The sequence below is a fragment of the Streptomyces sp. ISL-43 genome, from assembly GCF_018614195.1.
Classification (GTDB): domain Bacteria; phylum Actinomycetota; class Actinomycetes; order Streptomycetales; family Streptomycetaceae; genus Streptomyces.
Genome location: NZ_JAGGOT010000070.1, coordinates 25,200 through 51,036 on the forward strand (window position 1 = coordinate 25,200; position 25,837 = coordinate 51,036).

The following is a 25,837-nucleotide window of genomic DNA, read 5'->3' on the forward strand; positions in this document are numbered from 1 at the left end:
TCCCCCGTGGTCAGTCGAGGCTGTGCAGGGCCTCGGCGAGGATGTCGGCGCCCTCTTCCGCCTCGGCGACGGTGAGGGAGAGCGGCGGCGCGATGCGCAGCACGCTGGTGTTGTGGCCGCCGCCCTTGCCGAGCAGCAGGCCGCCGGTGCGGGCGGCCTCCAGTACGGCGGCGGCCGCGTCCGGATCGGCCTGGTCGGTGCCGGGCTTCGTGAGCTCCAGCCCGGCCATCAGGCCCCGGCCGCGCACCTCCCGTACGGCGGGCACGGTCGCGGCGATCGCCCGCAGCCGCTCCAGCAGCAGGCCGCCCACGCGGCGGGCGTTGCCCTGCAGGTCGTGCTCCAGCAGGTAGCCGAGGTTCGCGACGCCGGCGGCCATGGTGACCGGCGAACCGCCGAAGGTGGAGATGGAGTTGGAGTCGAGGCAGTTCATCACTTCGGCGCGGGCCACGACTCCGCCGATGGACATGCCGTTGCCGATGCCCTTGGCGAAGGTGAGGATGTCCGGCGGGCCGTTCTGGGCGTGGGCCTGCCAGCCCCAGAAGTTGTCTCCGGTGCGGCCCCAGCCGGTCTGCACCTCGTCGCTGATCCAGAGGATGCCGTGCCGGTCGAGGACCTCGCGGAAGGCGCCGTAGAGCCCGTCGGGCGGGGAGGTGAAACCGCCGACGCCCTGGATCGGTTCGGCGATCAGCGCGGCGAGGCCGCCGCGGGCCTGGCCGAGGACGTCCTCGAGGTCGGCGACGGCGGCCGCCGTGAAGTCGGCGTCCTTCAGGTGCGCGAAGGGGCCGCGGGTACGGACCGCGCCGTGGACGTAGTACGTCTGGAGCGGCGAGAGGCTGGTCGGGGACCAGCCGCGGTTGCCGGTGATCGAGACGGTGGAGAAGGACCGGCCGTGGTAGCTGTTGCGCATCGCCAGGATCTGGTTGGAGCGGCGGTACGTCGTCGCGAGCAGCAGGGCGGTGTCGTTGGCCTCGGTGCCGGAGGTCGTGAAGAAGACCCGGGCTTCCGGGATGCCGGACAACGCGGCGATCCGTTCGGCCAGTTCGACCATGGGCCGGTTCAGGTACAGGGTGGACGAGTGGATGATCCGCCCGGCCTGTTCGGAGACGGCCTTGGTGACCTCGGGCAGGGCGTGGGCGGTCATCGTGGTGAGGATGCCGCCGAAGAAGTCGAGGTAGCGGTTGCCGTCGGCGTCCCAGACGTGGCGGCCCTCGCCGTGGGTGAGCTCGATGGGACGGTCGTAGTAGAGCGCGAGCCAGTCGGGCAGGACGCTGCGGTGCCGGTTGTGCAGGGGGATCGGGTTGGTCACGGCTGTACGAGTCCTCCGTAGGCGTCGGGGCGGCGGTCGCGGTAGAAGGCCCACTGGTCGCGGACCTCCTTGATCAGGTCGAAGTCGAGGTCACGGACGAGGAGTTCCTCCTCCTTGTCGCTGGCGACCTCCCCGACGAACTGGCCTCGGGGGTCGACGAAGTAGCTGGTGCCGTAGAAGTCGTTGTCGCCGTACTCCTCCTGGCCGACGCGGTTGATCGCGGCGACGAAGTACTCGTTGGCGACGGCGGACGCGGGCTGCTCCAGCTGCCACAGGTACCCGGACAGGCCCCGGGAGGTGGCGGAGGGGTTGTATACCAACTGGGCTCCGGCTAGCCCGAGTTCACGCCAGCCCTCCGGGAAGTGCCGGTCGTAGCAGATGTACACGCCGACCTTGCCGACGGCCGTGTCGAAGACGGGCCAGCCGAGGTTGCCCGGGCGGAAGTAGTACTTCTCCCAGAAGCCCTTGACCTGGGGAATGTGGTGCTTGCGGTACTTGCCGAGGTAGCTGCCGTCCGCGTCGATGACGGCGGCGGTGTTGTAGTAGAAGCCCTCGGACTCCAGCTCGAAGACCGGTACGACGATCACCATGCCGGTCTCGCGGGCGAGTGCCTGCATGCGCTGGACGGTGGGGCCGTCGGGGACGGCCTCGGCCCAGCGGTAGTGCTCGGGCTCCTGGACCTGGCAGAAGTAGGGGGCGTTGAAGACTTCCTGGAAGCCGATGATCCGCGCGCCCTGGGCGGCGGCCCGGCGGGCGTGCTCCTCGTGTTTGGCGATCATCGACTCGGTGTCTCCGGTCCAGGTGGCCTGGACCAGTGCGGCGCGGACGACTTGGGCCATGAGCTGCTCCTCGCGACGGGTACGCCGGCTTCTACGCACGTAGAGGGTGTACGACGGCTGCGCGTAGGGAGTTGAAGGTAGGCCTCGGCCAGGCGTGGGGCAAGACCGCCTTGCGCGGTTGGAGTAGTCGATCAGCAAATGCAGGAGTTACGTCGCCACGCGGTCGTTTCCGGTCAGGAGACGGGCAGATTCGCGACTCGAAGGGCATGCAACAGGTCCCGGTGGTGCGTCCCCGAGAGGGCTTCGGCCGCCCGCAGCAGCCGGGGCGCGAACCACCTCGGATCCCGGCGGGCCAGGCGGGCCGACTCCTCGGCGGTGCGGACCCGGACGAAGGCTTCGAGCAGGGCGTCGGCCTCGCGGGTGCGGCCGGCGGCGCCGAGTGCGAGGGCGGCCTCGGCGAGCTCCGCGGCGGGCCTGGCCGCGCCCTGGCGCAGCAGGGCGTCGCAGTCGGCCGGGCCCAGCGCGGCGGCGGCCGCGGCGAAGCGGGCGGGGGGCAGCGAGGCCGCCTCCCAGAGCAGGGTGGCCCAGTCGGCGGCCAGCCCGGCCCGCCCCAGCGCCTCCCCCAGCCCGGGCAGCCACTGCGCGGGCCAGGCCGCGGCCTCGCACAGCAGCGCGTGCGCCTCCCCGCTCAGGCCTCGCGCCCGCAGCCCGATGAGCGCGCCCACGAGCCCGCCCACGGGATCCCCCTGCCCGACCGGCGCGACCCCGTCCACGGGATCCCCCTGCCCGACCGTCGCAGCCCCGTCCACGGGATCCCCCTGCCCGACCGGCGCAGCCCCGTCCACGGGATCCCCGCACGCCGGCCGGGTCCCGCGCGGAGCGGAGGTCTGGCGGGCTGGGCGGCCGAAGCGGGCGCCGCGCAGCGGGGTGTCCGCCGACGGGTGGCCCGGGGGCGGCGTGAATGCCTGGGCTTCGGGCACCGGCGCGCCCGCGTACCGCGCTCCGCCCGTCCGCCGCGCACCGCGCAGCCACCGCCCCTCGGCCCGCCCGACGGGCTCCCCCGCCCCTGCCGGCGCGGCGTCCTCGCCCCCGGCCTGAGATCCGGCCCGTACGCCCTCCTCCGCCCCGGCCCGCACCCCGGCCGACGTCCCGGCCTGTGTTCCCTCCTGGCTCCCAGACGGCGTCGCGCCCCGCGTCCCGGACCGAGGCCCGGCCGCGCGCCGCGCCGGAACCCCGGTCAAGGGCTCCGCCGGGGCGACCCGTACCAGCGCCGCCAGGCGGGCAGTCAGGTCCGACTGGCGGGCCGAGGCGCGGGAGGCGTCGTCCCGGGTCCAGGAGAGTTCGCGGGTCAGGGCGTCCGCCGTCGCCGGATCCGCGGTCTCCGCGAGTCGTGCCGACAGCGCGCGCAGCGCCCTCTGCGCCTGGGTCCACTGCGTCGCGGCCGCCGCCAGCAGGGTGCGCAGTTCCTCCTCACCGCCCGGCAGCCGGTCCCAGGCTTCGACGGCCGCTCCCCGCAGCGTGGCGGCGTACTGCGCCTCCCGGGCGAGCGCCACCGGGCCCACCGGACCCGCCAAGTCGCCGATCAGCGACTCCAGTACGTCCCACGGCGGCATCGCGGCTCCATCCAGGCAGGCCCGCATGCCTTCCGGGTCCCTCCGCAGGAACTCACCGCACCAGCCCGCCCCTGGATCCAGCCGCTGCATCAACCCCCGCATGTAGCCGGAGAGTTGACCGATCACCTGTGAAGTCGCGGTCTCCATCCCCGCATTGGATCCCACTCGTGTTACGGGCGGGCTACGGGAGTCTCAAGGCTTGACGGCGAGCGTGACACCGATCGCGGTGTGCGGCCGCTTGCCCCGCCGGGCCACGGCGGCCGGCACGTCCACCACCCAGAACTGCCACGTGTACTTGCGCGACATCAGCTTCCGCACGCGCTTGAGCCCCGCCTCGTCCATCAGCCGCGCCTCGCCCTCGGCCACCGGAGCCCCCTCGACCACGTGCCCCCGTACGTCACACGCCACGACCTCGACCCGGCCGTTGTTGCGTATCCGCTTGACCTTCCACGAATCGCTGCGCGTCCACACGTAGAGCTCACCACCGTCCGCCGCCGCCCACACCGGTGTGGCCACCGCCGTGCCGTCCTTGCGGAAGGTGGTGAGACTGACGTACCGCGCTCTGCCCAGCTCTTCAACCGTCATGCGCCGACCCTACGCGGAGGGCCCGGCTCCGCGCAGGGCCCGGCTCCACGCAGGGCCCGGCTCCACGCAGGGCCCGGCTCCACGCAGGGCCCGGCTCCGCCGCCGCGGCCGTCGCCCCGCGGCCGAGGTCAGGGCACCACGCCGGCCGGGTGCGCCGTGTGGTCGAGGGAGGCGTAGCGGCTCTTCAGGAGCGCCTTGTAGGCGGAGGTCCACGACTCCTCGCCGGCCGCGGCCGTCTGCTTCGCGTGCTGGAGCCGGGTGTGGCTGACGACGGCGCCCGGGTGGCGGAAGACCACGTCGTCCGGGGCCCTGGACTGGGCCCGGCCCTCGGGTGCGGCGCGTGCCGCGAGCAGCAGGCCTGCCGCGAGGAGGACGCCGATGATTCCGAGACCGAGTCGCATGGATGCGGATGCGTTCATGTCTGACACGCCTTCACGCTTGCCCCGCGCTCCGCTCCTCCCACCGCCCATTGCGCCGTTCGGCCGCCGGGCCCGCCCTAACGGCGCGCCGGACGGCGGACCCGGCGGCCGAACGGCCGAGGCGCCGGACGGGCACCCGAGGGACGCCCGAGGGACAACCGGCAGTCGCGCCTCAGACGGGCACGAGCGCGCAGCGCCGCATCACGTCGTCCAGGGAGAGCCCCAGGGCCCCGGCGAGGGCGGCCACGGTGAAGAAGGCCGGCGTCGGGGCCCGGCCGGTCTCGATCTTGCGGAGCGTTTCGGCGGAGAGCCCGGCGCTGGCCGCGACCTCGACCATGCTCCGGCCGCCGCGGGCCGTGCGCAACAGGGCGCCCAGGCGCTCGCCGCGCTCGCGCTCTTCGGGTGTGAGGGGGGTACGGACCATGGCTCCATCCTACCCCGGACCCCAATAACTATCCCGTTACAGTTATACCGGTATAGTTATTGGCATGGTGGAACTGAAGTCAGACCGATCGATCGACGAGATGCGCGCCGCGGGCCGCGTCGTCGCGCACGCCCTCGCCGCCGTCCGGGACCGGGCGGGCGTCGGAGTGTCCCTGCTGGAGCTGGACCGGGTGGCCCGCGAGGTCCTCCGGGAAGCCGGCGCGGCCTCCCCCTTCCTGGGCTACCGGCCGCCGTTCGCGCCGGTGCCCTTCCCCGGGGTCGTCTGCGCATCCGTCAACGACGCGATCGTGCACGGCATCCCCGACGGCTACCTGCTGCGCGACGGCGACCTGGTCAGCATCGACTGCGGCGCGACGCTGGGCGGCTGGGTCGGCGACGCGGCCGTCAGCTTCACCGTGGGCCGGGCCCGCCCCGCCGACCTGCGGCTCATCGGGACCGCCGAGGCCGCCCTCGCGGCGGGCATCGCCGCCGCGCGGCCCGGCAACCGCGTCGGGGACATCGCCCACGCCATCGGCACGGTCTGCCGCGCCGCCGGGTACGGCATCCCGGACGGCTTCGGCGGGCACGGCGTCGGACGCTCCATGCACGAGGAGCCGGGCGTGCCCAACGAGGGCCCGGCCGGGAAGGGTACGAAGCTGCGCGCCGGCATGGTGATCGCGATCGAGCCGATGCTGATCGCGGGCGGCACGGACGACTACACCTGCGACGCGGACGGCTGGACCCTGCGGACCGTCGACGGCAGCCGCGCCGCGCACGCCGAGCACACGGTCGCGATCACCGCGGACGGCCCGAGGATCCTCACCGCCCTGTAGCTCCTACGGCTTCCCGCGCGGGTGGACCACCATCGCCGAGCCCCCACCCCGCCGGGTGGTCTCGGCGGCGGCCAGCCACCGCCCGTCGGGCAGCCTCTGGACGCCGGTGGCCGCGCCGATCTCCGGGTTCTGCCGGAAGCCGTGGCCCAGGGCCTCCAGCTCTGCGCGGACCGGGCTGTTCCACAGGCCCGGCTCCAGTTCCGTGGTGGTCTGGTTGCGCTGGCTGGCGCGCGGCGCGGCGATGGCGGCCACCAGCGGCAGCCCCCGGTCCAGGTGGCCGGTCAGGGTCTGCAGGACGGTGGTGATGATGGTGGCGCCGCCGGGGGAGCCCACCGCGAGGACGGGACGCCCGTCCTCCAGCACGATGGTCGGGGACATGGACGAGCGCGGCCGCTTGCCGGGGCCGGGCAGGTTCGGGTCGGGGACGCCGGGGGCGGCCGGCGCGAAGGAGAAGTCGGTCAGCTCGTTGTTGAGCAGGAAGCCCCGGCCCGGCACGGTGATGGCGCTGCCGCCCGTCGACTCGATGGTCAGGGTGTAGGAGACCACGTTGCCCCAGCGGTCGGCGACGGTCAGGTGCGTGGTGTTCTCCCCCTCGTACGTGGTCGGGGCGGCCTGTCCGCCGGCGCCGCAGGCGACCGGGTGGCGCGGGTCGCCGGGGGCGAGCGGGCTGGTCAGCGCCTTGCCCGGGTCGATGAGGCAGCCGCGCGTGTCGGCGTACCGCTGCGAGAGCAGCTCCCGGGTGGGCACGTCCTCGGCGGCCGGGTCCCCGACCCAGCGGCCCCGGTCGGCGAAGGAGATCCGGGAGGCCTCGATGAAGCGGTGCAGGTACCGCGCCTCGGACAGCGAGCCGAGGTCGGAGCGCTCCAGTATGTTCAGCGCCTCGCCGACGGTGGTGCCGCCGGAGGAGGACGGGGCCATGCTGTAGACGTCCAGGCCGCGGTAGCCGACCCGGGTCGGGTCCTGCCGCTTGGTCGCGTACGCGCGCAGGTCGCCGGTGGTCAGGTCGCCGGGGCGGACCACGCGGGTGGCGGCCGGGTCCACCGGGGGCTTGCGGACGGCGCGGACGATGTCCTCGGCGAGCGGTCCCCGGTAGAGCGCGCCCGCGCCCTTGCGGCCGAGCTCGGCGTAAGTGGCGGCCAGATCGGGGTTCTTGAAGGTGGAGCCGACCACCGGGAGGGCTCCGCCGGGCAGGAAGAGCTTCCTCGTGTCGGGGAAGTCCCCGAAGCGGTCCTGGTTGAGCTCGGTCTGCGCCCGGAAGGTGGCGTCGACGGTGAAGCCGTCCCGCGCCAGCTTCTCGGCGGGTTTCAGGAGTTGGCCCAGCGGGCGGGTGCCCCAGGCGTCGAGCGCGCTCTGCCAGGTCGCGGGGGTGCCGGGGACTCCGACGCCGCGGCCGCTGGTCTGGCCCTCGGCGAAGGGGATGGCGACGCCGTTCTCCTGGAACAGTGTGGCGGTGGCGGTCGCCGGCGCGGTCTCGCGGCCGTCGATGGTCCGCACGCGGCCGGTCCGCGCGTCGTAGTGGACGAAGTAGCCGCCCCCGCCGATGCCGGCGGAGTACGGCTCGGTGACCCCGAGTGCGGCGGCCGTCGCGACGGCGGCGTCCACGGCGTTGCCCCCGGAGCGCAGGACCGCGATCCCGGCCGCGCTGGCATCGGCGTCGACGCTGGCGACGGCACCGCCGTAGCCGGTGGCGACCGGCACCTTCGCCGGGGCGCCGGCGGCGCCCGCCGGGGACGGCGGTGCGGCCGCGCCGGTGGAGACGAGCGCTCCGGCGAGAGCGACGAGGGCTAACTGACGTGCGGCGGAACGACGCATCCGTACCTCCGGTAGACGGCCTGTCAGACCCCCCTGGACCGGGCCTGGATCCGGCACTGTAACTTCACCGCACCCCCCGCGTCAGGACGGCCTCGTGACGGCTACCATCCGCCGCATGAACGACGACGTGCGCAACATCGTGCTGGGGGTGGCGGCCACCGCCATCAGCGGCGGCTTCGGCTGGTTCGCCCGGACCTACCTGTGGCGCCGCGCGCTCCGCCGCAAGCAGGCCTTCTTCGGGCTGCCGACCGGCTCCGACTGCCTGTTCGTGGTCAACCGGCAGATGGGCGGCACCGATCGGTCAGTGCACCGCAACGACGCGTTCGCGCTCCTGGAGATATCCGCGCTGATCAAGGACTGCGGGGCGAACCTGCAGATCCTCACCCACGACGAGTCCCGCCAGGGCTTCGGCGAGCGCGCCGAGTTCTGTGTCGGCGGTCCCGTATCCAACGCGCGTACGGCGGCCCATCTGGCGTCCATGCTGCCGGGGGTCCGGGTGGACCTCTCCACCGAACCCGGTCCGGGCCGCGGGTCGATCACCGTCGGCGGGGAGTCCTACCTCTGGCAGCGGGGCCAGGCGGAGTACGTGGTGCTGGCCCGGCTGACCGCGGGGCCGGGGACCCGGCCGGTGTTCCTCATCTCGGGGCAGACCGCGATCAGCAACCAGGCGGGCGCCCGCTTCCTGGCCCGCAACCACGTGGAGCTGGCCCGCCGGCACGGCGGGAGCTCCTTCTGCCTATTGCTGAAGGTGGTCAACTCGGATGCCTACGGGCCGGACGTGACCGAGCTGCTGGCGGACGTCACCGGCGCGGCCCTGACACCCGTAGCGGCAGCCGTGTGATGCCGTTGATGAAGTTGGAGACCAACCGGCGTGGCTCCCCCGCGAGTTCGGGCGGCGGCATCAGGGCGCGCCACTCCTCGTAGAGGACGCGCAGCTGGAGCCGGGCGAAGTGGGCGCCGAGGCAGACGTGCGGGCCGTCCCCGAAGGAGACGTGCGGGTTGGGCTCGCGGCCGAGGTCGAGGCGCCCCGGATCGGCGAAGACCCGCTCGTCGTGGTTGGCGGAGGCGTGGAAGACCACCACCTTGTCCCCGGCCCGGACCGGCTGCCCCGCGAGTTCGGTGTCGGCGGCGGCCGTGCGGCGAAAACTCAGCACCGGCGGGTGGACGCGCAGGAGTTCCTCGACGGCCTTGTCCACCGGGACCCGCCCGTCGGCGAGTTCGGCGTACGCGCGCGGGTCGCGGGCCAGGGCGAGCAGGCCGCCGGGCGCGGCGGAGCGCACGGTGTCGTTGCCCGCGACGGTGAGCAGGAAGAAGAACATCTCCAGCTCCGCGTCCGCCAGTTCGGCGAACGCGAGGGCGGTCATCACGTCGTCGCCGGGGTGGGCGCGCTTGTACGCGGCCAGTTCGCGGGCGTACCCGAACATCTCCCCCAGCAGCGCCGGCGAGCGCGGGTTCAGCGGCTTCCCGTCCGGGCCGCGCGGCGGCTCGGGGGCGTCCTCGGGGTCCTGGTAGCCGATGACGCGCACCGTCCACTCCAGCAGCAGCCCCCGGTCGGCGGCCGGGACGCCCAGCAGGTCGGTGAGGTTCAGCAGCGCGTACTCGTCGGTGACGGCGCGCACCAGGTCCGCGGCCTGGCCCTCGGCGCCGTCCCGGGCGGCGCCGAGCAGCGTACGGGCCCGCTCGCGGACCCGGACGGCGAAGGCGTCGACGCGGGCCGGGGTGAAGGCGCGGGCGACGGTACGGCGCAGCTTGCCGTGCTCGGGGGGATCCTGGTTGAGCATGGTGCGCCGCAGGAAGGGCAGGTCGGCCGGGTCGGGGTCGCGGATCTGGGTGGCGCCCAGGTGGGAGGAGTACGTCTGGTGGTCGCGCAGGACCCGGACCACGTCGGCGTGCCGGGTGACGGCCCAGAAGCCGGGGCCGGCGGGCCAGCCGAGTACCTCCGGCTCGCTCTGCCAGGCCACCGGGCGGTGGTCGCGCAGCAGCCGGTAGCGCTCGTGCGGGACGCCTTCGGCGTAGACGCGCGGGTCGAAGACGTCGGGGGTGTCCACCGCTTGCTCCCGGGTGGCGGGGCGCGGGCCTGGATGATCCATGGGCCACACGGTGGCGGGGCGCGGGCCCGGCCCGCAAGGGGGCCGCGCGGTCAGCCGGCGGGGACCGCGCAGTCCGCACGCTCCTCCTTGCCCTCGGCGTCGGTGAGGGTGACCTCCGGAGTCGGGGTGATGCGCACCCCCGCGAGGGCCGTGCACGCCACCTGGCGGCGGGCCGTCGCGGACAGCGGCCCGACCGGGAACGGCAGCTTGATCTGGACGCTCGTCCCGTCGTCGCTGATCGTGAGCCAGGTCGCCACGACCCGCTTGGTCTCCACTGCCGGGAGCGCGCTGGTCAGGCCCACCTCCTGGGCGGCGCTGTCCGGACCGGCCAGCAGCCGCGTGATCAGGTAGTTGGGCGAGGGGTGCGAGGGCCCGTCGAGGAGCGCCACCGGAACGAGCCCGCCCTCGGGCGGGACGAAGTACACGATGCCCGTCTCCGGCCCGGTGGCCAGTTTCACGGTGCCGGCGCGGCCGCTCTCGACGACCCCGGTGGTGGCGATGGAGCCGCAGCCGGTGGCGAGCAGGAGCGGACCGATCAGCGCGGCCGCGGCCGCAGCCGTCCGTACCGGTCTCATACGCGGGCCTCCAGCGGCATGTCGAGGGTGAAGAGGGCCCCGCCGGCGGGGCCGTTGGCCGCGTGCAGGGTGCCGCCGTGCAGACGGACGTTCTCCAGGGTGATGGCCAGGCCCAGGCCGCTGCCCGTGGAGCGGGTGCGGGCGGCGTCCGCCTTGAAGAAGCGGTCGAATATGTGCGGCAGCACCTCGGGGGCGATGCCGGGCCCGCTGTCGGCGACCTCGATCAGCAGCCGCTCGCCCTCGGGCCGGGACGCGGTGCGGACGCTGACGCTGACCGGGGCGCCGCCGTGCTTGAGGGCGTTGCCCACCAGGTTGGCGAGGACCACGTCGAAGCGGCGCGGGTCGAGCCGGGCGCGGATGTCCGGCGGCAGCTCGGTGCGGATCCGGCCGTCGGTCCAGTGGCGGCGTTCCAGCGTCTTGGTGACGGCCTCGGCCACGTCGACGTCGTCGAGGTTGAGCTCGGCGGCGCGGGCGTCGAAGCGGGAGATCTCCATCAGGTCCTCGACGAGCACGGCGAGCTTGCCGGTCTCGGCGCTGATGAGGCGCAGCGCCTTGGCGGTGTCCGCGTCGAGGTCCTCGGCACCCTCGTCGAGGACCTCGGTGACGGCGAGCATCCCGGCGAGCGGGGTGCGCAGTTCGTGGGAGACGTCGGCGGCGAAGCGGCGGGCGCGGACCTCCGCGTCCCGCAGCTCGCTCACCGACTGTTCGAGGGCGCGGGCCGTCTCGTTGAAGGTGCGGGCGAGCCCGGCGAGTTCGTCGGCGCCGCGGACCTCGATCCGGGTGTCGAGCCGGCCGCGCCCCAGCCGATGGGCGGCCTTGCGCATGTCCCGCACCGGCCGCAGGACGCTGCGCGCCGCGAGCAGGGCGGGGATGACGGCGATCGCCAGGCCCGGGACGGCGCCCTTCTTGGCGGCGTCGACCATGGCGTCCACGGTCGTCTGCTCGGTGTCCAGGGACATCACCGCGTAGAAGACGACGCCGGTGGCCTCGCGGATCCCGCCGCGCTGGAGGACGGCCGGCATGCCGACGACGAGGTGGATGGTGCCGAGGCGGTCCTTCGTGCGCTGGAAGGCGCCGTGCGGGTTGGAGGTCACCTGGCGGCGCAGCTGTTCGCTGATGACGGTGGACGTGGCGGCGCCCTGGTTCGAGGAGGCGCGCAGCTTTCCGTACTCCCCGTACACGGTCCAGGGGTGCGGCTGGCCGCGCTTGCCCAGCTCGCCGACGAGGTGCTGGAGTTCCTCCTGGCCCATGGGCAGCATGACGGTCTGGGCCTCGACCAGGTCGCGCAGGGTGCTGACGGCGGTGTCCTGGCTCTGCTTGAGGATCGCGTTGCGGGCCTGCTGGTAGGTGAGCGCGGCCGTGGTGACCGCGCAGATGGCGGCGACCAGCAGGAAGGCGGCGATCAGCCGGGTGCGCAGGCCGAGCGGTGCGAAACGTCTCACCGGGCGCGCCTAGAGCGGGCCGAAGCGGTAGCCGAAGCCGCGCACGGTCTGGATGTAGCGGGGGGCGGCGTCGGGGTCCTCGACCTTGTTGCGCAGGCGGCGTACGCAGGCGTCCACCAGGCGGGCGTCGGCGTGGTAGCTGTGGTCCCACACGTATTCGAGGAGCTGCTGGCGGGAGAAGACCTGCTCGGGCGAGGCCGACAGGTGCAGCAGGAGCTTGAGCTCGCTGGGGGCGAGGGGGACGCGCTCGCCGTTCTTGGCGACGGTCAGGCCCGAGCGGTCGATGGCCAGCCCGCCGTGGAACTCCACGTCCAGGCGGCCGCCGGAGGGCTCGCTGAGGCGGCGCAGCACGGCCTTGATGCGGGCTTCGATGACCTCGGTGCGGGCGGGTTTGACGATGTAGTCGTCGGCTCCGGCTTCCAGGCCGACGACTATGTCGAAGTCGTCTCCGCGCGCGGTGAGCATGATGATCGGGACCTGGCTGGTCTCGCGTATCCGGCGGCAGACCTGCACGCCGTTGATGCCGGGCAGCATGAGGTCGAGCAGGACGAGCTCGGGGTGGAAGCTCGCCATGAGGTCGAGTCCGGCCTCGCCGGTCTCGGCGGCGCTCACCTCGTGGCCTCTGCGGCGCAGGCCGAGGCCCACCCCCTCTCTGATGGAAGGGTCGTCCTCGATCAACAGTACGCGTGGCATCGGGTCAGTATTCCAAGGTCGTCAAGCGTCTTCTTCCCGCTCCCGGCCGATGTGCGGCGGCCGGGGCGGCCGGACTAGCGGCCGGCCTTGCGGCGCAGGGAGTCGAGCAGGTCGGTGATCTCCGTCAGCCTCAGCGGTCTGGCGAGGAGGACGACAACGAGAACGAGGGCCGTGGTTCCCGCCGCGACGCCGGCGAGGTTCCCGAACCGGTCGGCGGCGCGCGCGGCGGCGTACCCGGCGGCGGCAGCCGGGGCGCATGCGGCCAGGAGCCGCAGGTGCGTCCGTACCGCGGTGGTCCTGCGCTGCGTACGGGTCCCCGCGCGCGGGCCGAGCCGCCGGGACAGGACGTACGCGGTGACGGCCGCGCCCGCGGTGAAGGCGATCGAGCAGGCCGCGGCCATGCCCGTGACGGCCCAGCGGGGCGGCAGCAGGAGGTACGCGGCGGCCGAGAGCCCGGCGTTCAGGGCGGCGATGACCAGGTTGAGGAAGAAGGGGGTCCGGGTGTCGGACAGGGCGTAGAAGCCGCGGGAGAGCACGTACTGCGCGGAGTAGGCGATCAGGCCGGGCGCGAAGGCCGCGAGCATGCCGGCCATGACCGCGACGTCGGCGGCGCCGGTGCGCCCGTACTCGAAGACGCTGCCGATCACCCAGGGCGCGAGGGCCGCGAAGAGCGCGGCGGCGGGGACGACGAGGGCGGCGCTGGAGCGCAGCGCGTAGGAGACGTCCGCGCGCACGCGGCCGAGGTCGCCGTCGGTGGCGGCGGCGCTCATCCGGGGCATGAGGGCGGTGACGAGGGAGACGGTGACGATGCCCTGCGGGACCATCCACAGCAGGTAGGCGTTGCTGTAGGCGGTGTAGCCGGCGCCCCCCGCGAGGCCCGCGTCCACGGCGCGCTGCCCGGTGGCGGTGGAGAGCCGGGTCACCACCCAGTAGGCGAGCTGGTTGGTCAGGACGAGCAGGACCAGCCAGCCCGCGTTGCGCAGCGGGCGGGCGAGGCCGCTTCCGCGCCAGTCGAAGCGGGGGCGCCAGCGGAAGCGGGCGGCGCGCAGCGAGGGGATCAGGCCGAGGGCTTGTACGACGATGCCGACGGTGGTGCCTATGCCCAGCAGCCGGGTCTCGGAGGCCGTCAGGCCGTTCGCCGCGTCGTGGGAGACGTAGAGGAAGAGCCCGAAGACGGCGATGACGACGAGGTTGTTGAGGACCGGGGTCCACATCATCGCGCCGAACCGGCCGCGCGCGTTCAGGACCTGCCCGAGCAGGGTGAACAGCCCGTAGAACAGGATCTGCGGGAGGCAGTAGCGGGCCAGGGCCACGGTGGTGGACTCCTGGCCGCCGCTGTAGCCGGTGTACGCGGAGACGATCAGCGGGGCGGCCAGTACGGCGGCGGCGGTCAGGAAGAGCAGCGCGGCCGCGCAGACGGTGAGCAGCCGGTCGGTGTACGCGGCGCCGCCGTCCGCGTGCTCCTTGGCGGCGCGGACCAGCTCGGGGACGAAGACCGCGTTGAGGGCGCCGCCGATGAGCAGGATGTACAGGATGTTCGGGACGGTGTTGGCGACGGCGTAGCCGTCACCGAGCAGCTCGGTGCCGAGTGCGGCGACGATCACGGCGGAGCGGACGAAGCCGGTGGCGCGGGAGACGATCGAGCCGGCCGCCATGAGCGCGCCGCTGCGCAGCACCGAGGTCTTGCCCGGTGCCGCGCGGCCGGCGTCGGCGTTCGTCGGGGCTTGCGTACCGTTTTCCGTGTCGGCCGCTCTGGGGTCTGCGATGGTCACCGGCGGGCCATGTACGCCTGGAACGCCTTGTAGAGGGCCGTGTTGGCGCATCCGTCCATCGAGGTCTCCCACTCGCCGAGGGTTTCGACGACCTGCCCACCGGTGCCGAGCTTCCAGCGCAGCAGCCCGAAGGAACGTTCGTCGGGGTCGAGGGTGGAGGGTACCCCGCGCATGTCGTATTCGTCCGCTCCGAGTGCATGTGCGTCGGACATCATGCGCCACTGCAGGGCGTTGCTGGGCCGGACCTCGCGGCGGTGGTCGGCGGAGGCCCCGGTCTGGTACCAGACCCGGCTGCCGGCCACGATCATGGTGTGCGCTGCGAGGATCTCGCCCTGGTGGACGCCCAGGTAGAGCCGCATGCGGCCGGGTTCCTCGGCGTTGAGGACCTCGTACTGCTGCTGGTAGTACGAGAGCGAGCGGCCGAGCCTGAAACCGTCGCGCTCCTCGGTGATCCTCAGGAGCCGGTAGAACTCGGGCAGGTCGGCGGCGGTGCCCATGACCGTCTCGACCCCGGACTTCGTGGCCTTGCGCACATTGCGCCGCCACTCCTGGTTCAGGCCCGCCCACAGGTCCTCGACGGAGCGCCCGGCGAGCGGGACGCGGAAGACGTGGCGCGGCTGGGCGTCGCCGTCGTCCTCGCCGCCGCAGCGCTTCCAGCCGCGGGTGCGCAGCCGGTCGGCCAGGGCGGCGCCGACGGGGTCGACCTCGGTGGCGAGCACGTCGGAGATCTGACGGCCGGGGCCCGCGGCGGACTTGACGGTGGCCGCGTCCCAGCGGCGGTAGGCGGGGGTGGGTCCGATGCGGACGGCGAAGGCGCCGGAGGACTTCAGGTGGTGCCTGAGGGGGGTCAGCCAGCGGTCGAGGTCCGGGTCGGCCCAGTCGACGACGGGCCCCTCGGGCAGGTAGGCGAAGTATTTTCGGGTGCCCGGGAATTGGCGGTAGAGGACCAGCGCGGCCCCCTCTATTTCACCGCCCGGATAGTGCCATCCGACCCTTTCGGAGCGCCAAAGGTCCTTTACCCGCGCCCAGGACGGGTACTGGAGAAAGCTGGCCCGGCCGTGCCGGCAAAGGAATCCCTGATACTCCGCTTCGGACAGGGAGCGCACCGTGAGCGCCCGCCCCTCACGCGGGTACCGGTGCCGGTCCTGACGCTGCTCCTGAGGCTGACGCTGGGGCTGGGGCTGCTGGGTGGGGGTCACGAGCAGTGCGCACACGGCTGATCGGCCTTCCTGTACGTCCGAATCGGCGGATGCACATGACTCTCACAGGCGTCCATGACCGCCGTGCGCGGCGATTGTGACCGGACGATGACCGTATGGCTGCGGTGTATGTCACAACCGGAATCCTGATCTTTTCCGCATCCCGTGCAACCTAGAGTCGTGTCGTTCGCATCTCCATTTGCGGACGATCATTACTTCGGAGGGGTTTTCGTTGAGCCGCACACGCCGGGTCTTTCGGGTACGCAGCCGCCACGCCGTGGTGGCGGGCACCGCACTGCTGGCCGCCGCGCTGACCGCCTGTGGCGGTGGCGGCGGCACCGCGGATGGCGGAGCCAAGTCGGAGATGAAGCAGAAGCCGGAGATGGCGGTCTCGGTGAACCTCACCGGCGACCAGGTCAAGGCCGGCGAGCCCGTCACCGTGACGATCGGAGACGGAAAGCTCGCCTCGGTGAAGGTGACGGACGCCAAGGGCGGGGAGCTGGCCGGGCAGATATCCGCCGACGGCAAGACCTGGAAGTCGGAGCGCAACGCCTCGGCGGGCGCCGACTACAAGGTCGAGGCACAGAACACCGACAGCCAGAGCGCCACGACGACGTTCAAGACCACGGCCGCCGACAAGGTGAACAAGGTCTCGATCAACATCTCCAAGGGCAGCACCGTGGGCGTGGGCATGCCGGTCTCGATCGTCTTCGACAACCCGGTGAAGAACAAGGCCGAGGTCGAGAAGCAGCTGAAGGTCACCACCTCGAACAGCACCGAGGGTTCCTGGGGCTGGATCAAGGACTACTCGGGCAAGGACCGGGTCGACTGGCGGCCCAAGGAGTACTGGAAGTCCGGCACCGACGTGAAGGTCGACATGCACCTGAACGGTGTCGACTCCGGCGTCGGCGGCGGGTTGTTCGTCAAGGACTACACCACCGAATTCAAGATCGGCAAGGACCGCCGGATCGAGGTGAACCTCGACACGAAGAAGATGTCGGTCACCGAGGGCGGCCAGACCGTCGACACCATCCCGGTCTCGGCCGGCACCCCGGGCGGCCAGAAGGCCTCCTGGAGCGGGAAGATGGTGCTGATGCTGAAGGAGGGCACGATCCGGATGAACTCCGAGACCGTGGGCCTCGGCGACGCCTACGACAAGGACGTCGACTCCTCCATCCGGTTGACCTGGTCGGGCATGTACGTGCACGCCGCGCCGTGGAACAACGCCAGCTTCGGCCGCGCCAACACCAGCTCGGGCTGCGTGGGCATGAGCGACGCCAACGCCAAGTCCTTCTTCGCCCAGTCCCAGGTCGGCGACCCCTTCGAGGTCGTCGGTGACGGCTCGAAGGGCAATGCGGACATCGGCAACGGGTACGGCGAGTGGAACCTGTCCTGGGAGCAGTGGCAGGCCAAGAGCGCCCTGGCCGGCGGCGCGCAGAACGGCTGACGGGACCTGTGGACCGCCCTCACTGACTATCGTTCAATCGTTACCGGCACGTAACTTACTCATGGGTTACTTCCGGTAAGCCCCTCCCGTTACCGTCGGGTCACTTTGACACCCCGGCACACGCGAGGAGCGAGAGATGGTCCGCACCGTCCGCACCACCAGCACCGCGACTGCCATGGCAGTCGTACTGGCGGCAGCCGCCCTGGGCCTGGCCCCCCATCAGGCCCAGGCGGCGCCCACCGCCACGAACGCCGCCGTATCGGACGCTTCTCCGGAACTGCGCTTCCACGACATCCCCGGCTCCGGCGGCATCACCCTCAAGGGCAACGTCTTCACCCCGGCCGGCGCCGGCCCTGGCGCGAAGTACCCCCTGATCGTGCTGCCCACCAGCTGGGGCATGCCCCAGATCGAATACATCGCGCAGGCCAAGAAACTCGCCGACTCCGGCTACGTGGTGGTCAGTTACACCTCCCGCGGCTTCTGGCTCTCGGGCGGCGAGATCGAGACCGCCGGCCCGGCGGACACCGCCGACGTCTCCGCCGTCATCGACTGGGCGCTCGCGAACACCCCCGCCGACCCGGAGCACATCGGCCTGGGCGGGGTCTCCTACGGCGCCGGCATCAGCCTGCTCGCCTCCGCGCGCGACGCCCGCGTCAAGGCGGTGGTCGCGCTCAGCGGCTGGGCCGACCTCATCGAGTCCATCTACTCCGGCCGCACCCAGCACCTCCAGGCCGCCGGGCTGCTCGGCGGCGCCGGCTACCTCACCGGCCGTCCCGGCCCCGAACTCCGGCAGATCCTCGGCGACTTCCTCGGCTCGAAGCTGGACAGAGAGCCGCAGATGATCGAGTGGGGCAAGAAGCGCTCCGCCGCCGAGCAGGTGGACCGGATCAACGCCAACGGCGCCGCGATCATGCTCGGCAACGCGTGGGGCGACACCATCTTCCCGCCCAACCAGTACGCCGCGTTCTTCGAGAAGCTCACCGGCCCCAAGCGCCTGGAGTTCCGGCCCGGCGACCACGCCACCGCCGAGGGCACCGGCCTGCTCGGCCTGCCCAACGACACCTGGACCAACGCGCACCGCTGGTTCGACCGCTACCTCAAGGGCGAGCGCAACGGCGTGGACGCCGAGGCCCCGGTGCAGATCAAATCGCGCAGCGACAGCGGGTACGAGGGCTACGCCGACTGGAAGTCGGTCGGCTCCGGCGGCACCGAGAAGCTGATGCTCGCCGACAGCGAGCACGTCTTCGCCAATGTCGACTCGGGCGCCAACGGCGGGATCGTCCTCCTGTCCAGCGTCCTCGACCAGTTCTTCCAGGCGCCCCCGATCGCCTCCATCCCGCTGCTCCCCCGCGCCTTCGCCGCCGTCTGGCAGTCGCCGCGCTACGACGAGGCCCGCCGCGTGCGCGGGACGGTCCGGCTGCACACCACCGTCACGCCCACGAAGTCCGACGGCACCTTCGTCGCGTACCTCTACGACGTCGGCCCGCTCGGCATCGGCAAGCTGGTCAGCAACGCCCCGTACACCTTCCACGGCAAGCCGGCCGGCGAGGCCTTCGGTGTGGACCTGGAGCTCTTCTCCACCGCTTACGACGTCCCGGCCGGGCACCGCCTCGCCGTCGTCGTCGACACCGTCGACCCGCTGTACATCGAGCACAACCCGACCGGCGGGCAGCTGACCTTCTCCTCGCCGCGCACCGATCCCTCGTACGTCTCGGTGCCGCTGCGCGAGCAGTGATCCACGGCTGCCGCCGTGCCGGGTGTGGCTCTCGGGGGCTTGCGCCCTGCGGGTCAGATCCGGCCCGGCAGCACCGTTTCCGGCTCGGCCGGGCCGATCTCGACCGCCTTCGTCTTGGGGCTGCGCCGCTCACGCCTGGCCACCCAGGTGGCGAACCAGGACAGCAGCACGCACATCCCGATGTAGATCGGCGAGATGATCATCACGACGGGGATGAAGGGCAGGTCGTAGTCGAGGTTGGAGGCGATCAGCTTTCCCGCGTGCAGGAACTCCTCGTAGGTGATCAGGAAGCCGAGTGAGGTGTCCTTCAGGGCGACCACCAGCTGGCTGATGATCGTGGGCAGCATGGCCCGTACGGCCTGAGGGGCCAGTACGTACGTCATCACCTGGGTCTTGCGCATGCCCAGGGCGTACGCGGCCTCGCGCTGGCCCCTCTCCACCGAGTTGATGCCCGTACGGAAGACCTCGGCCAGCACCGAGCCGTTGTACAGGGTCAGTCCGGCGACCAGCGCGGGCAGCGGCTGGACCTTCAGCGCGACGAAGATGAAGAAGATCATCACCAGCACCGGCATGGCCCGGAAGAACTCCACGCACAGGGTGGACAGCCAGCGCACCGGCCGGTGGACGGAGAGCCTGCCGGTGGCGAGCACCGCGCCGAGCACGAGCGAGAGCACCGAGGCGTAGGCGAAGGCCTTGAGGGTGTTCCAGAGCCCTTTGAGCAGCAGCTCCTGGATGCCCTTGTACTCGAAGGGGGTCCACTTGGCGGCGGTGAACTGGTTCGTGGAGAAGAGCAGGTAGAGCAGCCAGCCGAGCAGCCCGAGGATGGCGGCCGTCGAGACGATCCCGTAGAGGAAGTGACGGCGGCGGGCCTGGGGGCCCGGGATGTCGTAGAGCGCGGTGGACTCCGGGTCCCCGTGGAGCGCGTGCGCGGTCATCGGGCGACTCCGTAGCGCTTCTCGAGCACGTTGAACAGCGCGCTGATGGACAGGGTGATGATCAGATAGCCCACCGCGATCCAGATGAAGGTCCAGATGATGCTGTAGCCCAGCTCGTTGAGGGTCTTGTACGTGCCCAGCAGCTCGGTGACGCTGAAGGCCCCGGCGATCGCCGAGTTCTTGGCGAGCGCGATCAGCGTGGAGCCGATGGGCGGGATGACGGAGCGGAAGGCCTGCGGGAGCACGACGGTGCCCAGGGTCTGGCGGAAGGACATGCCCAGGCTGCGGGCAGCCTCCCCCTGCCCCTTGGGCACGGTGTTGATGCCGGAGCGCAGCGCCTCGCAGATGAAGGCGGAGGTGTAGCAGCCCAGCGCGAGGACGGCGAAGAGCTGGAAGGGCAGGACCAGGCCGAAGCGCGGCAGGCCGAGCAGGACGGCGAAGAAGAGCAGGGTGAGCGGGGTGTTGCGCAGGATGGTCACCCAGACGGTGCCGAAGACCCGGAAGGAGCCGACGGGGGCGACCCGGAAGGAGGCCATCAGGAACCCGAGGACCAGGGCGACGAGCGAGGCGTAGACCGTGAGCTCGACGGTCCCGAGGAAGCCCTTCCCGTAGAGCGAGAAGTTGTCGGTGAGCACGTCCATGGCGGTGCGCTCTCCCCTCAGCTCGCCGGGTAGCGGTCGATGGCCGGCGGCTTGGGCGCCGGCTCGCCGGACAGGCCGAGCGTGGCCTCGTAGGCCTTCTTCCAGTTGCCGTTCTTCTCGTTCTCCTCCAGGGCGTCGTCGAGGGCGAAGCGCAGTGCGTTGTCGGAGCGCGGGACGCCGATGCCGTAGGGCTCCTCGGAGAAGGGCTTGCCGACCACCTTGAGCTCCTCGGGGACCTTGGCCGCGTAGCCGAGGAGGATCGAGTCGTCGGTGGAGACGGCGTCGACCTGGTAGGTCAGCAGGTTGTCGACGCAGACCGAGTACGTGTCGTAGGCGACGAGGACGGCGCGGGGGAACTCCTTCTGGAGCCGCTGGTAGGGGGTGGAGCCCGCGGCCGAGCAGACCTTCTTGCCGGCGAGGTCCTCGGGGCCCTTGATCCGCGTCTCCCCCTTGCGTACGAGCAGCGACTGGCCGGCGAGGTAGTAGGGGCCGGCGAAGCCGACCTGCTTCTTGCGGTTGTCGTTGATCGTGTACGTGCCGACGTAGTAGTCGATCTGGCCGTTCTGCAGGGCGGTCTCGCGGTTGGCGGAGGCGATCGTCTTGAACTCCACGGTCTTGGGGTCGAAGCCGAGCGAGGCGGCCATCATCTTGGCGATCTCGATGTCGAAGCCGGTGTAGCGGCCGCTCGCGGGGTCCTTCTCCCCCATGTACGGCTGGTCCTCCTTGGCCCCGACGACGAGGCGGCCGCGTTTCCTGGCCTTCTCCCAGGTGCGCGAGTCGGGCAGCCGGAAGCCCGTGGCGACCTGGTAGACGGGGAGGTCCTCGGGCTGGGGGCCCTTGACCGGGGGGCTGCCGGACTTGCCGCAGCCGGTGACGGCGCCCAGCAGCAGCAGGGCGAGGGCGCAGGCGGGCAGGAGCGGGGCGCGCAGGTTCTTCATCGGGCCGCCCCTCAGTGCTTGAGGATCTTGGAGAGGAAGTCCTTGGCCCGGTCGCTCTCGGGGGCGGTGAAGAAGGCCTCCGGGGTCCGGTCCTCGACGATCTTCCCGTCGGCCATGAACACGACGCGGTTGGCCGCGGAGCGGGCGAAGCCCATCTCGTGGGTGACCACGACCATGGTCATGCCCTCGGCCGCGAGCTGCTGCATGACCTCCAGCACCTCGTTGATCATCTCCGGGTCGAGCGCGGAGGTGGGCTCGTCGAAGAGCAGGGCCTTGGGGCTCATGGCGAGCGCGCGGGCGATGGCCACGCGCTGCTGCTGGCCTCCGGACAGCTGGGCGGGGAACTTGTCCGCCTGGTCCGCGAGGCCGACCCGCTCCAGCAGCTCCCGGGAGCGCTTGTCGGCTTCTTCCTTCTTGCGCTTCCTGACCTTGACCTGGGCGAGGGAGATGTTGGCCAGGACGGTCTTGTGCGCGAAGAGGTTGAAGGACTGGAAGACCATCCCCACGTCCGCGCGGAGTGCGGCGAGCTCCTTGCCCTCGGCGGGCAGCGGTTTCCCGTCGAGCGTGATCGTGCCCGACTCGACGCTCTCCAGTCGGTTGATCGCCCGGCACAGGGTCGATTTCCCGGAGCCGGAGGGGCCGATGACCACCACCACCTCCCCGCGGCCGACGGTGAGGTTGATGTCCTGGAGGACGTGCAGTCGTCCGAAGTGCTTGTTGACGTCCCGCAGCTCGATCAACGGATCGACGGCCATACACTGCCCTGCCCATTTGTCGGTGTGTCGAGGTCAGCGCAAACTATCCAGCCGTGGAAGGGCACTTCACCGCGACACGCCTAAAAGCCACATAAAGGCCGACGAGGTCAGCCTTCCGAGGCTTCGGCGTACGCCTGGCTGAGTTCGGGGGAGCCGGTCATCGCCCAGGACACGCCCGACTCGACCACGTTCAGCTCGCGGCCCGAGGCCAGCCGGATCATCGGCTGGCCGTTGGGCCACACCTGCCAGCCGGCACCCGGGACGGACCGGATGATGACGGTCCCGAGGTAGAAGCCCGCGTCGTTGCCGAGCCACGGAGTGATCTCCGGATCCCGGCGCCAGCGCGGCATCAGCTGGTCGAGCTCCTCCAACGAGCGTGGGCTCTCGTCGAGTTCCAGTCCGGCCGACCGCGCGTGGGCGCGCAGCATCTCGCATTCCGCGAACAACTCGTTGACGCCCTCGGGATCGTCCGCGAGGGCGGCCGCGAGTCCTCTCGCGCCCTGATCCGTTTCGTGCCGATTGAGCCAGTTGGCCAGGAAAGGGATGTTCATAAGCCCAGACTGACACCCGGATCCCCGGCGGGCGACAGGGCGCGCCTGAACCGTGACAGATCGGGAGCCCGCTAAAGCTCCAGGTCGACGACGACCGGCGCGTGGTCGGAGGCGCCCTTGCCCTTGCGCTCCTCGCGGTCGACGTAGGAGTCGGTGACGGCCTTGGCGAAAGCCCCGTTCCCGTAGACCAGGTCGATGCGCATGCCCCTGTTCTTCGGGAAGGCGAGCATCCGGTAGTCCCAGAAGGTGTAGGGCCGGTCGTACTTGAGCGCGCGGGGCATGACGTCGGAGAGGCCCGCGGCCCGCAGCGCCTCCAGGGCGGCCCGCTCGGCGGGGGTGACGTGCGTGGCGCCCGCGAAGACCGCCGGGTCGTAGACGTCCTCGTCGGTCGGGGCCACATTGAAGTCGCCGAGCACCGCGAACGGGAGGTCCCCCGCCGCGTCTTCGGCGATGGCGGTGGTCAGGGCCCGGAACCAGTTCAGCTTGTAGCCGTAGTGGTCGTGCTCGACCTCGCGGCCGTTGGGCACGTACACCGACCAGACGCGCACCCCGCCGCAGGTGGCGGAGACCGCGCGGGGCTCCTGGGCGCCCTCGTAGTCGGGACCGTCGGTCAGGCCGACGACCACGTCCTCCAGGCCCACCTTGGAGAGCAGGGCCACGCCGTTCCACCGGCCGGTGGCATTGACGGCCGCCTCGTAGCCCAGCTCGCGCAGCTCCTCGTAGGGGAACTGCTCCGCGGAGCACTTGGTCTCCTGGAGGCACAGGACATCGGTGCCGGAGCTCTCCAGCCAGGCCAGCAGGCGCGGCAGCCGGGCGGTGATCGAGTTGACGTTGTACGTGGCGATACGCATACCGCCCAACCTACCGCCCGGCACCGACAGTCACAGGTTGGTGCTGTCCCCGGGGGTGAGTCGGTCGTAGCCGGCCCCGCCGAGGTTGCCGATCTGGGTGGCGTAGATCGGCAGCGCCAGGTCGGTCAGACCCGCGTCGTGGATGGCGAGGGCCTGGCGCGGCTTGACCTCGCGGACGTAGTCGATCACTTCGGCGATCTTGTTCCAGGGTGCGTGCACCGGAAGCATGAGGGTGTCGACGGGGGCCCCGGGCACGGTCAGCGCGTCCCCCGGGTGGAAGAGCGCACCGTCCACGAAGTAGCCGACATTGGTGATCCGCGGGATGTCCGGGTGGATCACGGCGTGCAGTTCGCCGTGCACCTGGACCTCGAAGCCGGCGGCGGTGAAGGTGTCCCCGTGGCCCACGGTGTGGACCCGGCCCGGATAGGCGGGGCCCAGCTTCTCCGCGACGCTGCGCAGGGTCCACAGCCGGGCCGCCGGATTCGCGTCGAGGGCGGCGCGCAGCCGGCCCTCCTCGAAGTGGTCGGCGTGTTCGTGCGTGACCAGCAGGGCGTCCGCCCCGAGGCCGGCGTCCGGTTCGCTGAAGGCGCCCGGGTCGATGACGAGCACGCGCCCGTCCTTCTCCAGCTGGACGCAGGAGTGCAGCCGCTTGGTGAGCTTCATGATCCAAGGCTAGCCCCCCGACCGGGCGGTCAGGGGGTGGTCGAGGAGACCACGTAGACCTTGAAGACCTTGGGGTCCGTGAGGTCGACCGTGATGTCCCGGGTGGGCCTCGGGTCGTCCTCTTCGAGGGTGGTCCCGAGCCACCCGGTCTTGGACTTCCAGTTCCATCCCGCGACCGAGGTGTCGTGCTCGGAGATCGACACCCCGGGAGTCAGCTCCTCCCGGCTGGTGCCGACGGAGGCCAGGAACGCGTCCAGCTCGGGCGGAGTGACCGCGAACTGCGTGTACAGCCGGCTGGTGCGCCAGTTGTTGGTCTCCAGGAACCCGACCCGCCAGGCCTTCGGCGGTACGGGTACCTCGTAGATGCTGCGCTGCACCTTGGACGGCCAGCCCGGCCGCACCTTGGACGCTCCGACCCTGGCGGCCTTGTCGCGGCCGCTCTCGCGGCTCTGCTGTGTGGAGATCGCCAGGTAGCCCGCGGGGACACCGACGAGCAGCAGGATGATGATCGCGGTGATCCAGCGGCGCTTGACGACGTGCTTGCGGTCCTCGGCGGGGACCGGCGCCGACCCCTCGTCGGGGGAGGGTGCCTGGCGGGGCAGGGAGGGCGGTGTCACTGCTTTTCCTGGTCTTCGGGGCCGGTGGCGTCGCGCCGGCCGAACTGCGCGTAGCGCTCGTAGCGCTCGACGCGCCGGCGTGTGGCGCGGCGGAACCGCCGGGCGACGAGCCGGGCGAGGTCGGCGGCGCCGACCATGCCGGCCTCGGGGCCGAGCTGGGCCTTGGCGATGCGGGCCTCGGGGCGGTAGCCGCGGCCGGTGAGGTGGCGGCGGAAGGCGTCGCGGGCGGGGCCGATGAGCAGGTCGTCGGCGGCGCTGACGCCGCCGCCGATGACGAAGCAGGAGGGGTCGAGGGCGGCGGCGAGGTTGGCGATGCCGACGCCGAGCCACTGGCCAATGTCCTGGAGGAGCTCGACGCACATGGCGTCGCCCTCGCGGGCCAGCTCGGTGATGAGCGGCCCGGTGATCTCGTGGACGTTGCCGCCGACCCTGGCGATGAGGTTGTACGCGACCGGGGAGTCGGCGGCGGCCAGCTCGCGGGCCTCGCGGACCAGGGCGTTGCCGGAGCTGTACTGCTCCCAGCAGCCGCGGTTGCCGCAGGGGCAGCGGTGGCCGCCGGGGACGACCTGCATGTGGCCGAACTCGCCGGCGACCCCGTAGCGGCCCCGCTTGACCTGGCCGTCCTCGAGGATGGCGCCGCCGATGCCGGTGCCCAGGGTGATCATGACGAGGTGGTCCTCGCCGCGGCCGGCGCCGAAGCGCCATTCGGCCCAGGCCGCCGTGTTGGCATCGTTGTCGACCATGACCGGGACCGCGAGCCGGGACTGGAGCGCGTCGCGCAGCGGTTCGTCGCGCCAGGCCAGGTGCGGGGCGAACAGCACGCGGGAGCGGTCGGCGTCGACCCAGCCGGCGGCGCCGATGCCGACCGCGTGCACGTCGTGCCGGTCGGAGAGGTCCAGGACCAGCTCGACGATGGTGTCCTCGACGACCTTGGGGCTCTTGGACTTGTCCGGGGTCTCGGTCCGGATCTTCTCCAGGATGATCCCGTCGGCGTCCACGACGCCGGCCATCACCTTGGTACCGCCGATGTCGATGCCGACGGTCGGAACGCGCGGGGCGGTCAGGTGCGACCTGCGCTCACGGGTCCCGATGGTCCGCAGGACGGTGCCTCGCGCCGCCCCCCGGTGGGCGAGCGTGAAGTCCCGGTACGTGCTCATCGACTC

At 71.8% G+C, this 25,837-nt stretch carries 26 protein-coding genes; 4 read left to right on the plus strand and 22 right to left on the minus strand.

From position 1 onward, the window contains the following. Positions 1-10 precede the first annotated feature (10 nt). From J7F03_RS33705 to J7F03_RS33730, 6 genes are all read right to left on the minus strand, one after another. On the minus strand, positions 11-1,306 hold the full coding sequence (locus J7F03_RS33705) for an aspartate aminotransferase family protein (protein ID WP_308380073.1): 1,296 nt from the start codon (positions 1,304-1,306) through the stop codon (positions 11-13). Continuing rightward, positions 1,303-2,145: a nitrilase-related carbon-nitrogen hydrolase gene (locus J7F03_RS33710; RefSeq protein WP_214956298.1), complete on the minus strand. Its 843-nt coding sequence runs from the start codon at positions 2,143-2,145 to the stop codon at positions 1,303-1,305. Before J7F03_RS33710 ends, J7F03_RS33705 begins: the two co-directional genes overlap by 4 nt. 173 nt (positions 2,146-2,318) lie before the next feature. Beyond that, positions 2,319-3,845, minus strand: a complete 1,527-nt coding sequence (locus J7F03_RS33715; protein ID WP_214956300.1) for a hypothetical protein — start codon at positions 3,843-3,845, stop codon at positions 2,319-2,321. A 45-nt stretch (positions 3,846-3,890) separates the two neighbouring features. Next, positions 3,891-4,283 carry a PPOX class F420-dependent oxidoreductase gene (locus tag J7F03_RS33720; protein WP_214956302.1) on the minus strand — a complete coding sequence of 131 codons (393 nt, stop codon included), beginning with the start codon at positions 4,281-4,283 and terminating at the stop codon, positions 3,891-3,893. A 128-nt stretch (positions 4,284-4,411) separates the two neighbouring features. Then, on the minus strand, positions 4,412-4,702 hold the full coding sequence (locus J7F03_RS33725) for a hypothetical protein (RefSeq protein ID WP_214956304.1): 291 nt from the start codon (positions 4,700-4,702) through the stop codon (positions 4,412-4,414). A gap of 172 nt (positions 4,703-4,874) precedes the next feature. After that, complete coding sequence (locus tag J7F03_RS33730; RefSeq protein WP_214956306.1) at positions 4,875-5,126, minus strand: helix-turn-helix domain-containing protein; 252 nt, start codon at positions 5,124-5,126, stop codon at positions 4,875-4,877. Between the two features lie 64 nt (positions 5,127-5,190). Here J7F03_RS33730 and map point away from each other — a divergent pair, with 64 nt between their 5' ends. Continuing rightward, entirely contained in the window at positions 5,191-5,958 is a 768-nt protein-coding gene (gene map, locus J7F03_RS33735) for a type I methionyl aminopeptidase (RefSeq protein ID WP_214956308.1), read from the plus strand. Between the two features lie 3 nt (positions 5,959-5,961). Here map and ggt read toward each other — a convergent pair whose 3' ends face one another. Continuing rightward, positions 5,962-7,770, minus strand: coding sequence for a gamma-glutamyltransferase (gene ggt / locus J7F03_RS33740; RefSeq protein ID WP_214956310.1), 1,809 nt, complete (start codon positions 7,768-7,770; stop codon positions 5,962-5,964). Positions 7,771-7,885: 115 nt separating this feature from the next. On the opposite strand from ggt, the gene J7F03_RS33745 reads away from it, so the two are divergent. Further along, positions 7,886-8,611, plus strand: a complete 726-nt coding sequence (locus J7F03_RS33745; RefSeq protein ID WP_214956312.1) for a triose-phosphate isomerase — start codon at positions 7,886-7,888, stop codon at positions 8,609-8,611. Here the strand turns inward: J7F03_RS33745 and J7F03_RS33750 are convergent. From J7F03_RS33750 to J7F03_RS33775, 6 genes are all read right to left on the minus strand, one after another. Next, positions 8,571-9,860, minus strand: a complete 1,290-nt coding sequence (locus J7F03_RS33750) for a cytochrome P450 (protein WP_214956314.1) — start codon at positions 9,858-9,860, stop codon at positions 8,571-8,573. The genes J7F03_RS33745 and J7F03_RS33750 overlap by 41 nt on opposite strands. 50 nt (positions 9,861-9,910) lie before the next feature. Next, positions 9,911-10,435: a hypothetical protein gene (locus J7F03_RS33755; protein ID WP_214956316.1), complete on the minus strand. Its 525-nt coding sequence runs from the start codon at positions 10,433-10,435 to the stop codon at positions 9,911-9,913. Continuing rightward, on the minus strand, positions 10,432-11,877 hold the full coding sequence (locus J7F03_RS33760) for an ATP-binding protein (protein ID WP_214956318.1): 1,446 nt from the start codon (positions 11,875-11,877) through the stop codon (positions 10,432-10,434). The genes J7F03_RS33755 and J7F03_RS33760 overlap by 4 nt, the downstream gene beginning before the upstream one ends. A gap of 9 nt (positions 11,878-11,886) precedes the next feature. Beyond that, complete coding sequence (locus tag J7F03_RS33765; RefSeq protein WP_214956320.1) at positions 11,887-12,570, minus strand: response regulator transcription factor; 684 nt, start codon at positions 12,568-12,570, stop codon at positions 11,887-11,889. A gap of 74 nt (positions 12,571-12,644) precedes the next feature. After that, entirely contained in the window at positions 12,645-14,336 is a 1,692-nt protein-coding gene (gene murJ, locus J7F03_RS33770) for a murein biosynthesis integral membrane protein MurJ (protein ID WP_374104429.1), read from the minus strand. Between the two features lie 2 nt (positions 14,337-14,338). Next, the gene (locus J7F03_RS33775) at positions 14,339-15,448 is read right to left on the minus strand and encodes a peptidoglycan bridge formation glycyltransferase FemA/FemB family protein (RefSeq protein WP_214956361.1); all 1,110 of its coding nucleotides are present in this window, start codon (positions 15,446-15,448) and stop codon (positions 14,339-14,341) included. A 325-nt stretch (positions 15,449-15,773) separates the two neighbouring features. Here J7F03_RS33775 and J7F03_RS33780 point away from each other — a divergent pair, with 325 nt between their 5' ends. Together J7F03_RS33780 and J7F03_RS33785 are read left to right on the plus strand one after the other, a co-directional pair. After that, complete coding sequence (locus tag J7F03_RS33780) at positions 15,774-16,988, plus strand: Ig-like domain-containing protein (RefSeq protein WP_214956325.1); 1,215 nt, start codon at positions 15,774-15,776, stop codon at positions 16,986-16,988. A 136-nt stretch (positions 16,989-17,124) separates the two neighbouring features. Then, positions 17,125-18,723: a CocE/NonD family hydrolase gene (locus J7F03_RS33785; RefSeq protein WP_214956327.1), complete on the plus strand. Its 1,599-nt coding sequence runs from the start codon at positions 17,125-17,127 to the stop codon at positions 18,721-18,723. 53 nt (positions 18,724-18,776) lie between these two features. Here J7F03_RS33785 and J7F03_RS33790 read toward each other — a convergent pair whose 3' ends face one another. From J7F03_RS33790 to J7F03_RS33830, 9 genes are all read right to left on the minus strand, one after another. Next, on the minus strand, positions 18,777-19,658 hold the full coding sequence (locus J7F03_RS33790; protein ID WP_214956329.1) for an amino acid ABC transporter permease: 882 nt from the start codon (positions 19,656-19,658) through the stop codon (positions 18,777-18,779). Beyond that, a complete protein-coding gene (locus tag J7F03_RS33795) occupies positions 19,655-20,299 on the minus strand; it encodes an amino acid ABC transporter permease (protein WP_214956331.1) in 645 nt (214 codons plus the stop codon). Before J7F03_RS33795 ends, J7F03_RS33790 begins: the two co-directional genes overlap by 4 nt. 17 nt (positions 20,300-20,316) lie before the next feature. After that, positions 20,317-21,237, minus strand: coding sequence for a glutamate ABC transporter substrate-binding protein (locus tag J7F03_RS33800; RefSeq protein WP_214956333.1), 921 nt, complete (start codon positions 21,235-21,237; stop codon positions 20,317-20,319). Between the two features lie 11 nt (positions 21,238-21,248). Beyond that, positions 21,249-21,992 carry an amino acid ABC transporter ATP-binding protein gene (locus J7F03_RS33805; protein WP_214956335.1) on the minus strand — a complete coding sequence of 248 codons (744 nt, stop codon included), beginning with the start codon at positions 21,990-21,992 and terminating at the stop codon, positions 21,249-21,251. A 107-nt stretch (positions 21,993-22,099) separates the two neighbouring features. After that, positions 22,100-22,543 (minus strand): DUF6278 family protein, encoded by a 444-nt coding sequence (locus J7F03_RS33810; RefSeq protein WP_214956337.1) that lies wholly within the window; start codon positions 22,541-22,543, stop codon positions 22,100-22,102. Positions 22,544-22,614: 71 nt separating this feature from the next. Further along, positions 22,615-23,394, minus strand: a complete 780-nt coding sequence (locus J7F03_RS33815) for an exodeoxyribonuclease III (RefSeq protein WP_214956338.1) — start codon at positions 23,392-23,394, stop codon at positions 22,615-22,617. Between the two features lie 30 nt (positions 23,395-23,424). Beyond that, entirely contained in the window at positions 23,425-24,057 is a 633-nt protein-coding gene (locus tag J7F03_RS33820) for an MBL fold metallo-hydrolase (RefSeq protein WP_214956339.1), read from the minus strand. Between the two features lie 29 nt (positions 24,058-24,086). Further along, positions 24,087-24,674, minus strand: a complete 588-nt coding sequence (locus J7F03_RS33825) for a hypothetical protein (protein ID WP_214956340.1) — start codon at positions 24,672-24,674, stop codon at positions 24,087-24,089. Next, positions 24,671-25,831, minus strand: coding sequence for an ROK family glucokinase (locus J7F03_RS33830; RefSeq protein WP_214956341.1), 1,161 nt, complete (start codon positions 25,829-25,831; stop codon positions 24,671-24,673). The genes J7F03_RS33825 and J7F03_RS33830 overlap by 4 nt, the downstream gene beginning before the upstream one ends. Positions 25,832-25,837 lie beyond the last annotated feature (6 nt).